General features: G+C 60.3%; 13 protein-coding genes, 1 tRNA gene and 1 pseudogene. 8 read left to right on the top strand and 7 right to left on the bottom strand.

The features are described from left to right. Positions 1–79: 79 nt before the first annotated feature. The gene (locus tag ABIB36_RS12930) at positions 80–1,426 is read left to right on the top strand and encodes a dipeptidase (RefSeq protein ID WP_354561642.1); all 1,347 of its coding nucleotides are present in this window, start codon (positions 80–82) and stop codon (positions 1,424–1,426) included. Here ABIB36_RS12930 and bcp read toward each other — a convergent pair. Then, positions 1,415–1,888 (bottom strand): thioredoxin-dependent thiol peroxidase, encoded by a 474-nt coding sequence (bcp, locus tag ABIB36_RS12935; RefSeq protein WP_084345066.1) that lies wholly within the window; start codon positions 1,886–1,888, stop codon positions 1,415–1,417. The genes ABIB36_RS12930 and bcp overlap by 12 nt on opposite strands. 80 nt (positions 1,889–1,968) lie before the next feature. On the opposite strand from bcp, the gene ABIB36_RS12940 reads away from it, so the two are divergent. The 3 genes from ABIB36_RS12940 to ABIB36_RS12950 all read left to right on the top strand — a co-directional run bounded on the left by ABIB36_RS12940 (position 1,969) and on the right by ABIB36_RS12950 (position 3,587). Then, entirely contained in the window at positions 1,969–2,190 is a 222-nt protein-coding gene (locus tag ABIB36_RS12940; protein WP_084345065.1) for a DUF3618 domain-containing protein, read from the top strand. Between the two features lie 91 nt (positions 2,191–2,281). Then, positions 2,282–2,355 (top strand) — tRNA-Lys (locus tag ABIB36_RS12945). Positions 2,356–2,981: 626 nt separating this feature from the next. Further along, the gene (locus ABIB36_RS12950) at positions 2,982–3,587 is read left to right on the top strand and encodes a HipA domain-containing protein (RefSeq protein WP_354561645.1); all 606 of its coding nucleotides are present in this window, start codon (positions 2,982–2,984) and stop codon (positions 3,585–3,587) included. Positions 3,588–3,973: 386 nt separating this feature from the next. Here the strand turns inward: ABIB36_RS12950 and ABIB36_RS12955 are convergent, their stop codons facing one another. Further along, positions 3,974–4,303, bottom strand: a complete 330-nt coding sequence (locus ABIB36_RS12955; protein ID WP_354561647.1) for a hypothetical protein — start codon at positions 4,301–4,303, stop codon at positions 3,974–3,976. A gap of 640 nt (positions 4,304–4,943) precedes the next feature. After that, a pseudogene (locus ABIB36_RS12960) lies at positions 4,944–6,163 on the bottom strand (IS110 family RNA-guided transposase). A gap of 281 nt (positions 6,164–6,444) precedes the next feature. Here ABIB36_RS12960 and ABIB36_RS12965 point away from each other — a divergent pair. Beyond that, positions 6,445–7,589, top strand: a protein-coding gene (locus ABIB36_RS12965) for an IS3 family transposase (RefSeq protein WP_502944929.1) whose coding sequence is annotated in 2 segments (ribosomal slippage) — positions 6,445–6,721 and positions 6,721–7,589 — 1,146 coding nt in all. Because the reading frame shifts where the segments join, the coding sequence is not laid out codon by codon here. A gap of 61 nt (positions 7,590–7,650) precedes the next feature. Here ABIB36_RS12965 and ABIB36_RS12970 read toward each other — a convergent pair. Then, a complete protein-coding gene (locus ABIB36_RS12970; RefSeq protein ID WP_354561651.1) occupies positions 7,651–8,859 on the bottom strand; it encodes a hypothetical protein in 1,209 nt (402 codons plus the stop codon). 788 nt (positions 8,860–9,647) lie between these two features. Between ABIB36_RS12970 and ABIB36_RS12975 the strand changes: the two genes are divergently transcribed. Beyond that, positions 9,648–9,899, top strand: coding sequence for a hypothetical protein (locus ABIB36_RS12975; RefSeq protein ID WP_354561653.1), 252 nt, complete (start codon positions 9,648–9,650; stop codon positions 9,897–9,899). Between the two features lie 159 nt (positions 9,900–10,058). On the opposite strand, the gene ABIB36_RS12980 is transcribed toward ABIB36_RS12975, so the two are convergent. Then, complete coding sequence (locus ABIB36_RS12980; protein ID WP_354561655.1) at positions 10,059–10,649, bottom strand: DUF6461 domain-containing protein; 591 nt, start codon at positions 10,647–10,649, stop codon at positions 10,059–10,061. A gap of 755 nt (positions 10,650–11,404) precedes the next feature. Between ABIB36_RS12980 and ABIB36_RS12985 the strand changes: the two genes are divergently transcribed. Then, positions 11,405–11,764, top strand: coding sequence for a hypothetical protein (locus ABIB36_RS12985; RefSeq protein ID WP_354561657.1), 360 nt, complete (start codon positions 11,405–11,407; stop codon positions 11,762–11,764). 29 nt (positions 11,765–11,793) lie between these two features. Here the strand turns inward: ABIB36_RS12985 and ABIB36_RS12990 are convergent, their stop codons facing one another. Further along, entirely contained in the window at positions 11,794–12,141 is a 348-nt protein-coding gene (locus tag ABIB36_RS12990) for a hypothetical protein (RefSeq protein ID WP_354561659.1), read from the bottom strand. Between the two features lie 113 nt (positions 12,142–12,254). Further along, a complete protein-coding gene (locus ABIB36_RS12995; RefSeq protein ID WP_354561661.1) occupies positions 12,255–13,535 on the bottom strand; it encodes a hypothetical protein in 1,281 nt (426 codons plus the stop codon). Between the two features lie 282 nt (positions 13,536–13,817). On the opposite strand from ABIB36_RS12995, the gene ABIB36_RS13000 reads away from it, so the two are divergent. Beyond that, entirely contained in the window at positions 13,818–14,636 is an 819-nt protein-coding gene (locus tag ABIB36_RS13000) for a hypothetical protein (protein WP_354561664.1), read from the top strand. Positions 14,637–14,785 lie beyond the last annotated feature (149 nt).

A 14,785-nucleotide genomic window follows, 5' to 3' on the forward strand; every position in this document is an offset into this window, starting at 1 on the left:
CCCTCTGCCCGACCTCCCTGCACGATGACACAATGATCGTCAAGGGTGGAAACGGTCGGTAAGAGTGTCAGGAGTGACGATGTCGAATGTTCGATCGGCGATTTCCGCAGACATGCCGCGGGCTCAGCGCGAACTACGAGAGTTGGTGGCTTTCCGATCGGTTCACGACGAACGTCAGTTTCCGCGTGAAGAGTGTGTAGCCGCGGCGAACTGGGTTCGCAGCGCATTCCTGGACGCCGGAATGGACTCGGTGGAGCTGATCGAGACCGACGACGATTCGCTGGCTGTCGTGGGGCACCGGCCTGCGCCTGCAGGTGCGCCGACAGTGCTGCTGTATTCGCACTACGACGTCCAACCGCCGGGGGACCGATCACTGTGGGACAGCGAGCCGTTCGAACTCACCGAGTCTCGAGGCCGCTGGTTCGGCCGCGGCGCAGCGGACTGCAAGGGCAACGTCGTCATGCATCTGCTGGCGCTGCGCGCACTCGGTGACGACCTCGCCGTCGGAGTCACCGTGGTTTCCGAAGGTTCGGAGGAAATGGGCACCGGTGGACTCGAAGCACTCGTGCAGGCGAGGCCCGAACTCTTCGAATCCGACGTCATCATCATCGCCGACACCGGCAATGCTGCCGTGGGTCGGCCGACCGTGACGACGACACTACGCGGAATCGCCAATATCGTTGTCCGAGTGGACACTTTGAACGGTGAAGTCCACTCCGGAATGTACGGCGGTCCAGCCCCCGACGCCCTCGCTGCACTGATCCAGTTGCTGTCCACACTGCGAGACGAGCACGGAAATACCGTCGTGGACGGATTGGACACGAGCCAGGTGTGGGACGGCATCGACTATCCAGCCGATCGGTTCCGCGCTGACGCAGGGGTACTGGACGGGGTGGACCTTGCGGGCTCGGCCTCGGTTGCCGACGCCGTGTGGGCGCGCCCGGCCCTCACGGTCCTGGGAATCGACTGCCCGCCCGTCGTCGGTTCGGCGGCCGCAATCTCGCCGACGGCGTCCGCACGCCTCAATCTGAGGGTGCCGCCCGGTATCGACCCACAGACTGCTCAGGATGCGCTCGAGGCCCATCTACGGGCGCACGTGCCGTGGAGCGCGCGCGTGAGTATCGAGCGCGAGGCGATCGGATCGCCGTTCCGAGCGCGAACCGACGGCCCCGGCTACGCAGCTCTGGGCGAGGCGATGAAGGAAGCATTCGGCACGGACGTGTCCTCGGCAGGGCAAGGCGGCTCGATCCCGCTGTGCAACGTTCTCGCACAGACGTTCCCGAAGGCGGAGATCGTGCTCATGGGCGTCGAAGAACCGCTGTGCCGCATCCATGCACCCAACGAAAGCGTCGACCCACGGGAAATCGAGAACATCGCCGTCGCCGAAGCTCTGTTTCTACAGAAGCTCGGACGGTCAGACCGATAGGTCTCGGCGGAGCTTCGCAACATGTCCGGTCGCCCGGACGTTGTACTGCGCTACCTCGATCTTGCCTGCCTCGTCGACGAGGAACGTCGAACGAATGACACCCTGCACCGTCTTGCCGTACATCTTCTTCTCGCCGAAAGCGCCCCACGCCAGAAGCGTCGACTTCTCCGGATCGGAGAGCAACGGGAAGTTCAAGCCCTCGGCGTCGCGGAACTTAGCGAGCTTCGCCGGCTTGTCGGGGGAGATGCCGATGACCTCGAGGCCTGCGCCGTTGAGTTCGGCCAGACTGTCGCGGAAATCGCACGCCTGCTTGGTGCAGCCCGGCGTGCTGGCAGCGGGGTAGAAGTAGACGACGACCTTCTTGCCCGCGTAATCGGACAGAGAGACGTCGTTTCCGTCTGCATCGGGCAAAGTGAAGGCCGGTGCAGTGTCGCCGGGCTCGAGCTTCTTGTTGTCGGTCACCGGAGAAGAGTATCCAAAAACGACAGTGCTCTACGCTCGACAACGACAGACGAAAGATTTTGCGACAAGTTGGAGGACACGTGGCCAAGGACACCGACCGGATCGAACGCGAGATCGAGGCCGCTCGCAATCAGCTCGCCAGCACACTCGACGAGCTGAGCGTCCGCGCGAGCCCCAAGCGCATCGTCGAAAGCACAAAGCAGACCGTGATCGCCAAGCTCAACGAACCGCCGGTGAAATACACCCTCATCGGAGTCGGCGCAGTAGTCGCAGTGCTCGTCATCCGCAAGATTTTCAGCTAAAAAGCGCCTCTGACCAGACGATTTCACATCCGGTCAGCGATCCTGTTAAAGTTTTCCCCGGCACCACAGAGAACGACGGTGGTGCTGATCGGCGCCATTAGCTCAGTTGGTTAGAGCAGCTGACTCTTAATCAGCGGGTCCGGGGTTCGAATCCCTGATGGCGCACAAGAATGACCCCCTTACCAGCGGAAACGCTGGTAACGGGGTCATCTTTTTGCCTCGGGGAGTCAGGTCTACTCATCACTTTGAGGGCAAAGTGATGAGTGAATTCGGCGATGTTTCCCAGGTCGCGATCCTCGTACGCGTCATCGACGATGATTCGACTCGCGGAACCGTGTGTCCGGGATTCGAGAGATGCGGGTCGTGTAACGCAGCGGCCTGACCTGCTCTTTCAGCAGAGCCGCAGACGGTCAAGGCATCGTACGAATAGCGCCCAGGACCGTAGGTCATCACTTACTCATCACTTTGCCCTGAAAAGCCCTATGCCGCAGCGATGATTCGGCTCTCTGGCCCGAGTTGAATTGGGACAGTCGGTAGTCTCGCGAGTCCGCTTGGCTGATTGTTCGCATCGCTTGATCGCGCGGCCGGTGTGCTCGCCCTCACCCAGCCCAAGGGGGTTGGCACATAGGGTGGGTTCGTGCTTGCGGCTTACGATGTTGTCGATCTCGCAGACTGGACTCGGGGTGAGAGTGAGCCCGGTGGCGATGAGGAGAAGCGGTGGTTTCGCGCCGCGGAGGGTGCCGGCCGCGAGGGTCACCTGGCTGTTCAAGCCACGCAGGATCAAGCCTCTCGTGCTGTCAGAAGAGCGGCGTCAGCGAGGGGACGCGCAGGACCAGTTGATCCGCGGCGAAGATTGGGCCGAAAAGATCTCCTACGAGCTCGCACGTCTTCTCGACGTGCCGGCCGCTGAAACCGAGTTGGCGACGGTCTTACGGCTGGGGACTGTGGAGCAGGGCCACGGATCCATGAGCCGCGACATGCGTCCACTCCGGTGGTCGTGGAACCCAGGCGCGGCTCTGCTGGCGGAGCTCGATGACAACTTCGACGCGGCGTCATGCGAGGGGCATACCCTCACTGCGATCCATTGCGCTCTCGACGGCCTCCATGGGCCCGTCGACACGCCCCACGAAGCCTGGCCTGCATGCGATGTATTCGCCGGATACCTGGTCCTCGACGTGCTCATCGCCAACACCGACCGGCACGTCCACAATTGGGGAGTACTGCAGAACCCGACGACCGGCGCGGTCTGCTTGGGGCCGAGCTTCGACCACGGTTCAGCTTTGGCCAGCGGAAACGGCGACCCTTACCGAGCGCAGCACGTGGCGCTGAATCAGATGGAGCGGTGGTGCGACGGGGGCGGACCAAACGATTCGACGGCGGAACTCCCACCATGCTGATCGACGTCGCTCAGCGGGTCGCTGGTATAGGTGGCCGATGCCACCAAACGGGGATGACCAGTTTCAGAAGACCAAACCTGCTTGGTTTCCGACCGACCGCATCGCAGTCAGCAAACCACGCCCGCACGAAGCGCCATGTCGATGTGCACGCCGCTTCTCGAACTAGCGGGCGCGATCCGCGTGCTGCGTGCGACCGACAGGAGCGGTCGTTCCTGCCGGTGGGTTAGTCTGGACTCTATTCGCTACCTTGAGTGGTATCGAAAATTGGGTTGACCGGCGAGGAGTCAGAACGAAAGTGTCAACTCTGCATTCAGTTCGAGTTGTCGCTCTGAGGTGCACGTCGGCTCAGGCCGGGGACGGCACGTCAGCTTCCTGGTGGTCGCTTATCAGCGGCGATTCTTATTGGCCGGGTTACTGTAGCCCCACCAACCGCCGCTCTCGGCCCGACGCTGCCCGTCATCGAGGCCGGGCCAGCTGTTGCTCGATGAATCTTCTATGGTGTTCTGTGCGTATCGTGCGCCCAACTCGGCCTCCTTCAGGTCGTTGGCTCGGCGCTGCTCTGCGAGGATCCGTTCCTGCAGGTTGCGGTCATTCTTAGCGTCAGTCTTTGACTTGCGCTGCTCCTGTTTACCAATTTTGGCCAGTTTGTCTCCATTGGACCGATACGGGAAAATTCCGAATGAGCTGAGGCTTAGAGCTTTACGACGTATTCCCATCGCGTTCTCCTAAGATTTACGCGCTCCTGTAGCTCGACCCTTGCCTGGTGCAAGGACTGCCAGTTTCGGTATAAGAACTATCGTTGACCAGGTCGATTGCATTACGGAGAGCACCGAACAGCATGGATCGACCTGGCATGTTGTCCGTGTTCGGCAAGTGGTCGAATGAGCGACGATCCGAAGTTGCACACAACGAGACGAACACCGTGAGTTCATTAATCAGCTGTTGTCCGAGTTGGGCCCGGGGACTGCCGTGGGATGAGATCGAGCTGAACGAAAAAACTTGCATGTCATCTTGCGGGCCGACCAAAACACTGAACCGCTGCTCACGACGTTCGCGAGGATCAGTGACGACGGCCCCGCCTACATTGTCGGCCGTAGGAGCTCCTGAGACATTGCAATGAAATTGGTGTCGGAGCGTCTTCACCTGCTCCTCGGACGATGGGGTCTACCTGGACAAATCACGTGTCGCGGCGCGTCTGGGATGCATGTCGACGTTCACACTCCGCAACTGCGCAGCGCGCATTTTGGTTGGATAGGCACATACCAAGCTGGCGTGTCCCCGGTGAACGGGGCCACCCTGTTTTAGAGTCTTGTTGCCCATGAGCTGGGCGGATAGACACCCCAGGGCTCTAACTTGTCAAGCGGCACTGAGTTGTTGGGCGTCTCGGTGTCCCCAGGCGGTGTGCTCGTCATAGTTGCTGTGATGTCGTAGGCAACCGTGGAGGATGCCGACGAGCCTGTTGCCGAGTGCCCGTAGCGCTTGGTGGTGGAGGTTGCCCGCAGCACGATATCTATCGTAGTAAGCGCGAGCGCCTGGGCTCTGGCTGAGGGCACAGAATGCCCATTGGTCAATCGCGTCGTAGAGGCGTCGATTCCGAACGTGACGAGCGAGAACGGCGCGTTTCTTGCCGGATGCGACGGTCAGGGGTGACGTGCCGGCGTAGTTTTTGCGAGACTTGGCCGTGGTGTATCGGTTGGCATCGTCTCCGAATTTACCGAGCACCCGGGCGCCGAGGATGACACCGAGTCCTGGCAGGGAGAGGTAGATGTCGGCGTCCGGGTGTGTCCTAGAATGTGTTGAGAGTACTGCTTCGAGGTCAGCTATTTGTCGGTTCAACTCCGCTATCAACGCGACCGCCGAACGGGTAGTTGCGGCGAACGCTGCTTCGACGGGCGGTGGCGAAGCAAGTTGGTCTTTACGTAGCGATACACGAATTTGCTGGGCTCTTGAATCTATATTGCGCTGTCGCCCAGCTTTTTCAGTATCGAGCGTATAGACGAGGTGCTGAGATGTTCGGCTTCGGCGGGTGAAGCGGCGCGCGCGAGCACTGCGACTGCGTCGCGGTCATGAAGGCATTCGAATGCAACCAGGGCACTCGGGTAATACTCGAGCAACGCCGAGCGCAATGCGTTGGTCTGGCGATTGCGGGACCAGATCAGATTCTGGTGACCACGGGCCAGCACTTTGACCGCCTCGGCATCCGCGGTGTCGCCGGCGACGGTGCGATGATTGTGGCGGTCGGTGCGAACTAGGTCTGCTAGCAGTTTCGCGTCTCCGGCATCGGATTTCGCTCCGGATACATGGTGCCGGTCACGATAGCGTGCGGCGGCGAGCGGGTTGATGGCGTAGATCGTGTATCCGGCTGCGAGCAGCGCAGATACCCACAACCCTCGGTCGGTTTCTATCCCGATGACGACATCGGCTGGCGTGGGGGCGTGCGTGGCCACGACGTCGTGGAATGCCGCGATACCTGCCAACCCTTCAGGTAGTCGGCGCGTGGCCAGGCGTTTACCGTCGGTGTTCATTACGTGGATATCGTGGTGGTCTTCGGCCCAGTCGTCTCCTACGAAAATCATGTTGCATTCCTCTCCTCGCACGCGTTCGGTCATTGCTCGGTGAGCCTTCGAGGGATCCGGACTGCGACCTAATGGATCAGTGCTCAGTGCGGCACGACACCCCATCAGCGTTCTGTGGAACCCTCACCGACTGGTGGGTGCACGATCTATCCTCAGGAGTCGACGTTCACTCCCGGACGATGAAGTGCTCACCCACCAGCGGCTCAGTGATCAGCATTCTCCGACAGGACTGCGCGGTGACGAAGACTCGCCGATCGAGTCCCATTAGGACTATGGAGAACATGGCTGGACGGAAACGGAATTCTGCCGAGGACATCGTGCGCAAACTGCGGCGCTCCGATGAACTCACCGCTGCAGGCAAGACGCAGGAGGAGATCGCGGCAGAGCTCGAGGTGTCGGCGGCGACGTTGTACAACTGGCGCCGCCAGTACGGCGGCATGGACACCGACGCCGCGAAGGAGCTCAAGGAGCTGCGGGAGCAGAACGGCAAGCTCAAGCGACTGCTTGCCGACGCTGAGCTGGAGAAGGACGCTCTTCGGGAGGTGGCGCGGGGAAAATTTTGAGCCCAGCTGCCAAGCCTCGCGCTGTCGACATGCTCGTTTCGACGATGAACATGTCGAAACGATTGGCGTGCAAAGCAGTTGGGCTTGCCCGTTCCACCTATGCACGAACACCGGTCGCGCAGACACCAGCCGACCCCGACGCCGCACTCAGAGCCGAACTCCGCAAATACGCAGGCACACACCCAGTGCACGGGTTTCGACGCGCCTGGGCGCATCTGAGGCACGACAAGGGCATGACGGTGAACAAGAAGAAGGTCCACCGACTCTGGAAGGAAGAGGGTCTGCAGGTTCGGATCTACCATCCCCGCAAACGCGCCGGCATCAGTTCGTGCCCGCAGATCGAATCCGATGCACCGAAAGTGGTGTGGGCTATGGATTTCCAGTTCGATTCCACTGTCGATGGGAAGGCCATCAAGATTGCGTCGATGATCGACGAACACACCAGACTGTCGGTGCTCAACATCGTGGAGCGCTCGATCACCGCCCAGCGGCTGACCGAGGAGTTGGGCAAGGCGTTCGCGCTGTGGGGAGGGCCGCCTCAAGTGCTTCGAATGGACAACGGGCCAGAGTTCATTTCCTATGTGCTGCAACAGTTCTGCCGGGACAGGATCGGTATCGCCTACATCCCGCCGGGCATACCGTGGAACAACGGACACATCGAGTCCTTCAATAATCGACTACGGAAGGAATGCCTCAACCGCAATTACTGGACCAGCCTGCTCGAAGCGAGGGTCGTGATCGGCGACTTCAAGGACGACCACAATAATCGACATCGCCACTCATCGCTGGGCTACCTCACCCCGGCTGAGTATGCTGCCCAATGCACCCACACGCACCAACCCGTGGGCTGCGAGATCGACTGACATCAATCACACCGTGGCTCTAGAACGCGGTGGTCCGACTATCGGGGACCTGCCACCAGCCTTAACCATAAAGGCTAACCGTCCGCGCGTCTGGTGTCGCGTCGATATTGGGTGTGACCAGAGCAGCTTCGATGCGTAATCCGCCCGACATCAGCGGGGATGAGACGTTCCATTCCCGTAACCCATCTGCTCTGTTGGAAATCGGCGGAAGCTGGACAACTTGGGACGAGCCATCTGGAGCCGTCACGATCAGGAGTTTTACATCTTCTGTTGCAGTTCCAGACGCGATGAATGTCTGCGCAACTCTTCGAAGCTGATAGGAACTCCGCAGAATCGGGTTGCCAGTCGAACCAATCCATTCGGTCTTCGTTGTGCGGCTATCATATTCTTGCCAACGTTGAGCGGCGAAGTCGACGAATGTCTGACTTTGGTTGTGGCGCTCAAAATAGACTTCCGCCCACGTTCGACGCCCGTACTGGTCGATTCCCAAAAAATTGCTGCCTGCGAGCGGTGCAAGGGTGTTTTGTACGTCTTCATCCATTGAAGTTGGCGGAGTGGGCGAGGTCTGACCAATTCCAAAGGTCCGGACTAATCCAAATCGACCAAGCATTTTCTCTGCCCGCCGTACCCACTTCGGCCGCTGGGAATTTTCAGTCGCGAAGATAGCTAGGGCGACGTCCGAATCAACTTTGTAATGATGCGACCATCTGATGATTGTACTGACAAAGTCCTTTTCCAGTACTTCGACAGATTCGCCCGGGCCCTGTTCTTGCCTCCTGGTGATCGTAATGGCAGCGAACCCGAAGCAGGTTACGAATACCGCTGTAATTAATGCTTGGAAGTAATCTGACCAGTCGGGCAAGATATCTGAGACAAGTGGCTGGTATAGTACGGCTGCAGCGGTGGTCAATAATACGCCAAATACGATTAAACTCTGCGCGATGATGGCGGCGCTACGGTTCTGTATTCGATCTGCCCGGCTAGCAATTGCGGCCCGAAGCGATGTCTGTGAAATGTGAATTATTGCGATTGCGCTACCGACAGTCACGCGTTCAGTGAATTGGTTCTCCAGGCCACTGCAGGCGCACAGGGAAACAAGAAAGACGGGGATAAACCGGAATAGAAGATATCGATGTAGATTTACAGAGAACCAGTCGGTCATTAAATCCGACGCGGAGAAGTAGCTGGTAGGCCAATTACTTCGAAGAGCTGAATAGATGGTAGTCAAGATGGCTGTTCCCAATATGACCCTCAACAGTGTATCTGCCATGCTAGCCAACATTCTGCCTCCCGGGGCTTTAGCAGCCAGTTTTACCTGAAATAAGGTGTGGAGTCTACTGGAACTGACCCCGCCCTGGGATTGGTGGATGCTACTGGCAGGTCCCCGATAGTCGGACCACCGCGATCTAAAGTGGCGACCTGGGCGATTGCGTCGCGCGGTGGCGTCAGCTAGTTGCGCGCTGTATGGCAATAGCCTGTTCGCGAGGATCGTCGACGACAATCCGGCATACCTTTCCGCCCGCAATTTCTCGTGAACGGCGGTCACTGGCATTGGCACCGAAACCTAGGCATCGCAAAGCACGGCGTAGGCCGCTGCACCGGCATATTCCTCTATACGCGGTGTCCGCAGCGTATCTTCGTCTCGACGCCGGGGTTCCAAGCGCAACGGGGAGCTCATCACTTTGAATCATGGCGGAGTCGAATGACCATGTCGGCCCGTATGGACGGTGGAAGGACGAGGGGGGACGTCGATGGACCCGGAGACAGTCGAAAGTGGTCATCTTTTACTCATCACTTTGAGTCGAACTCGGGTGGATTCACCCGCACACTGATGGTCTCTCGATTCGCCGAACAACCTGGTCAGCTGGCGTGTGGTGGACTCTGGTGGGTCCACCGGAATTGTTACCTCTTTTACAGCGGGTCCGGGGTTCGAATCCCTGATGGCGCACAAGAATGACCCCCTGACCAGCAGAAATGCAGGTCAGGGGGTCATCTTTTTGCCTTGGGGAGTCAGGTCTACTCATCACTTCGAGGGCAAAGTGATGAGTGAATTGGGCGATGTTTCCCCAGGTCGCGGGCCGCGTACGCGTCATCGACGATAATTCGACTCGCGGAACCATTGTCGCCACCGCCCAGGGCGCTCCGACGATGTCCGGTGCATTCGCCACCGTCGCTCTCAATACCGGTGCCATCATCGGGCCGGTGGCCGGTGGTGTAGCCCTCGCGGCTGTGGGCTCGAGCGGGCCTGCCTGGGCCAGTGCTGTATTGGTGCTGCTGGCTGGTGGCGTGTTCAGTGTGGCCAGTCGCTGACCGATGACGACTGTCTGCTGGCTCGGCGGAGGGGAGGGGTCATGCGCGCGCCTTCGATCGGCACAGTGCTCGAGAACGTCGGGGCAGTCCGTCTGATCAGTCCGGGAACGCGGTGTCGTGACGGGAACCGAGTGCCGACATGCGATGGCCGACAACTGCTCAGTTGCGCCCGATGCCACACAAGAATGTCGCGTGGGAGATCTGATCGTCGGTGATCGTGTGCGACAGGTAGTTCGCGGCCAACGCGAACGATGCTTCCAGGACGTGGAATCGACCGTCCTGCATCGGGCCGGTCCCGTCGGGGTCTATCCCTACGTCGCGGAGGCGAATTCGCCACTGTTCGGGTATCGCACCGTCTCCGGTGAAACTAGTCCGCAGAAGGGGGTCGAAGGACACCACTTCGGTGCCGTCGTCCCACACCGAGAAGTGGCAGTCCGCATTGACGCTCTTGGAGTGCATCACCACGCGGCGTCCGGCCGAGAGGATGCGCAATTCGTCGTTGGTGACGTTGGTCCCCGGGGCGATCGCGAGAGTCACCTCACCGATCTGTGTGGCACCGATGACGGAGAATTCGTCGCAGTAGCGTTCGTTGAGACCGTCCAGGCCGATTGCTTCGCCGTCGAGTCGGGTGCACAGCGAGTCGATCACGGTCGGGGGATCGGTATCGGTGACGTAAGCAACGAACAATCCGTTCTCGACCCACTCGTACTGTGCGGTGAGCCAATCGAAGTCCGAAAATGTGGAGACCATAGTCCGATCGTCGCACGGTTCAGCACATCTCAGGTGGCGTTGTCGGCAATAACGCATCCAGCACGCGGGTACACCGGTAATGCTTGCGCGGATGAGACGTCGGGGAAGTGGGCGGCGTCGCTACTGTCGCTACTGGTGCGTCGACTGTACGAGCGGGACAACGGCAGTGGACCGGATGGTACCTCGTCGACACGGACGGTACCTCGTCGACACGGACGAACCGTGGTCGCTACTGACGACACATCCGTCCGGTCCGACGTACCTACGGTCTCGGGTTGGCTGGTGCTACAGCCGCGGGTTCGGCGCTGGTGTTCGTCGTGCTTGATACGGGGTTGGTGTCATGCAGAGTCGCCGGCAGCAGCGCGGCCTCGTGACACCGCATCGCTGATGCGAGTTGGGCGCGCTGCGTCTCGGGGGTTCGATCCACAGATGAGCTGAAGTCCGAAGTGATGCTGATTCGTTGGCAGCAATCTCGACCGGAGAACACTCGACGGGTATGGCCGCGAAATCTGCAAGTATTGGGGGCACGTCAGGTAGGGGTTACTACTCTGTTGCCCGCTTCGTCGGTATGCGAGCGTTGGGGCCAGTAGCTCGCCGTTTCGCCTTACTCCGGCCGTGATGGTTCGCGATCGATGTAACGCGTGCGCGATCGATGTAACGCGTGCGCGAGGCGCCGCGCTGCTGAGCAGAAACGGCCAGATGAAGCGCAGCGGGACAGAGTGGATTCCCGTGGGCGCTGTAAACGGAAGGTATAGATGAAGAAATATTTCATTGCTGTGCTCGGCGTCATCTTGGTCTTGTCGTGGACGGGATTGTCAATTTTCGAGACATCTTTGTGGATCGCGATCGCGGGGATGGCCGTGGCTGAGGTCGTCATTGCGTTGTTGCTGTTCACATCCCGATGGCGCAACAGGCGGGCCGCGGTGGTTGTAGCTGCGTTGGCGGCGTTCCAGTTCGGTCAAAGCTATTTCTACGAGCAGGTGCGGTACACATCGAGTGATCCGGTGATTCCGATAGACAACTTTGCGGTACTCATCCTCTGCGGGGTTGCGATCGCTTTGATCGCGTCTGGGCCAAGATGGCCACGTGTCAGCGATCAACGAGTAGGTCCGTAATTTGGCGAGTCGGTGGGCAAATCGCTGAACTACCTGGCCGCCCGATAATCAGGTGGTCGGCCTGGCGCTGCAACATCGGCGAGGAAGAGGGCCATCATCAGCCCAGATCTATCGGAGGAGTCCACCGGTCGGAAAATGTGATCGAGCAGAGCCTCTACCGGAACTGGTTTCGGAATTTCGGCATACCTGTCGCTGACCCTTCCCAGCTTCAACAGATCGCTGTTGTCGACGCAATCGAGTATTGACCTGACATCCGAGCGAACTGCATCCCATGAGTTCGTCTCCATGAGCTTCAGTACATCCGCGATCGAGAGACAGTCGCCAACCTCGGTGATCCCGTGAAGAATCTTGTCGACCAGGTCGTCATCGTTGGACATGCGCTGCCATCCTCGGGGTTTGGAACGTTTTGTCGGCGTCAGCCTTATTCTCAGTGCCGACTGATCCGTGTTCGGTCGGCCAAGACGGAAAGAGTCGCTGCACTTGCTCGGCGTCAATCGGCGGATTTCTGTAAGCCTGGAAACGCAGACCGGAGTTCGGTGTGAAGTTCAGCCACATTTGCTGCATATGTGTGGGACGCGTGTCCGAGCGTCTCCACGGCCGCCTTGTGTGGATATTCGTCGGCGGCGCTGAGCAGGCTCGGTATTGCCATGGAGGCGGCGTCGACCATCATGTCGTACGGGTTGTCGAGTGTTTCGTTCAATGGTTCGTAGGATCCCGAGTACGAAACCGACGTCGTCTCGGTCTCATCGTAGATGTCCTCTGCCGCCGCCAGTTCGGCTTCCCTGTCCGCGCCCAGTTGCGCAAATGCTCTGCCGATCTCGTGGTAGCCGGTGAACGGCGACGGCAACGCTCGCCCGGAGGTGAGGGCATCGAGCGCCGGCCGCACCCAGGGCCGCTCCGAGAGGCCGGCAAAGTCGAAGGCTGCGGTGGCGCACCAGGTAGCGATGTTGCGCGCGGTGGTGTCGTCGGCGGCGAGTATCGACATCACCAATTCTCGGTCGTACCGTGTGAGGTCCTGTCCACCGTTGTAGGACAACACTTGCGGGATCGGCTCACCACCCCACATCGCGCGTTCACGGTCGAGTCTCTGCTGTTTCAACTCGGCGCGGCTGAGCAACTGTGTTGTTCCGTCCTCGTGAAAGAGGGTGATGAAGGCAGGTGATTCGGGCTCCGACCGGAAACTGTCGACATCGGAGTCGAATGCAGAAGAGGACGGTTCGGACGCTGGACCTGGATCATCGACGACGGGCTTGTCGTCGTCCGGGACTCCGTAACCCGGCATGTCCCAGCGGATCGCGGCGCGAGCCTCGGCCCCGTCCGATGGCCACAGGCGGATTCGCCACACGTCACCGGGAGTGGTGCCACCGGGCCACCCGTAGTTCACGAAACCGCGCCCGCTGACCTGAACCAGATAGTCGCCGGGCGGGATGGCGCAATCGACTGGGTCCATGGTCGTCGAATCGATCTGGAGGACACCCTCAGGACCGATCTCGAGCCGGTCTTCGCTGACTCGTTGCCACTGGTCGTCATCACTCGACGGCCGAGCGGTGAACAACTCGACGTCGATCGACATCTCGAAGTTGTTCTGGTGAGGGCTCAGTATCACCAGTGTTTTGCCGTCGCCGGCGGCGGGCTGACTGGCCAAAGCTTGTTTGAGCAGCGGATATTCGTTCTCGCCGTCGTCGAGACCGCCACGGAGATAGAACTGGCCGTGGTCCATCGTCAGCTCTACGTGGTCGGAACTGACGGCCGTTTCGGAGTGCTCGGTCATGTCGAACACAGTGCCAGGCGACAGGGTAGCGGGGCGAGGATTTCGCGGAACTACTACGGCTTCGGTCAGCCTCGACTCCTTCGTTGCCGACACGTTCGCGACCACGCGATCGGCCGACAACGACATGCGCCGTGTCGTTCTAGGCCGGCGGCGAGGACGGCTGCCGCCCCGGCGTGCGCACTTGTGAGATGCCCTCCTGTAGCGGGGATCAACGGCGGGATCGTCGACTCAACTAGATGAGACGTCTTGCTGCTGGTGCGGTTGGGGTGTGAGGCTGCACGAATGGGGAATCTGGATGCAATGCGCTTGCTCGACACCGTTCCAGGGCGGACATTCGTCTCGGGAATGGTCGACGACTTCCAACGCGCGGGCGCGGGACTTTCCGCGGAGGCGTTTCTGCGATCACGGTCGATGGCAGAGCTGGTGTGGGCTGTGCAGGGGGACATCAGTGGCTATCTCTATGGCGGCGGACTTGACGATGCACTGTCCGTCGATCCCCACGACCCCGGCATCGTTGCGATGGCGGAAGCGACGGTTGCCGAGCTAGACGCACCATCTCGTGAGACGTTCACGAGTCCGCAACGTCACCACGGATGTGTCGACGTGCTTCGGCAGCCTCGTGTGACCAATCGGCGAGCATCGTCGGAGGTCCTGCCGGCCGGGGCATTGTGGACCGCGACCCCTCTGGCCGGCGGCGTGGACACGTGGACTCACAGCCGTGAAACGGACGATCCGGAAAACCTGTACGAGCGTCATTTCGACCCCGCGCAGGTTCGGGTCGCTCGAGTCGACAGCGCTGCCGACTGGGTCACCCTGCTGCATTCTCATGCACGGGTCGACTCGGCGTCGGGGACTGTGTATCCGGACTGGGTTTCGATCGCATCGAGTGTGGACGCCGTGCATCTGTCACTGCTGGGTTTGCTGACGGCCCATCCGCGACTGTCGGAGGTGCCCGCTGCCGATTCGCGTGACAACTACGGGCACAGCAAGAGTGGTGCGTGGCCGGGCGTCGGTGACTGGTCGACCGTCAGCACGGCATGGATAGTGCTGCCCGAACACCGTCGCTGGGCCCCATCGATGGAGAACTCGCTCGATCGCTAGAGAGAACCTCGTTCGAGCGACTCCGGTGCATTCGGTGGTTCGGTCGAGGGTCCGACGCGCGGCGGAGCCTGTAATCGAACGGTTGATGTCGGTCACGGCGGGTGGTCGGGGGCATCGAGGTCAGCGCGAGGTTTGCAATGCAAACTGGA

It is taken from the genome of Rhodococcus sp. UYP9, from assembly GCF_040547235.1.
Taxonomy (GTDB): domain Bacteria; phylum Actinomycetota; class Actinomycetes; order Mycobacteriales; family Mycobacteriaceae; genus Rhodococcoides.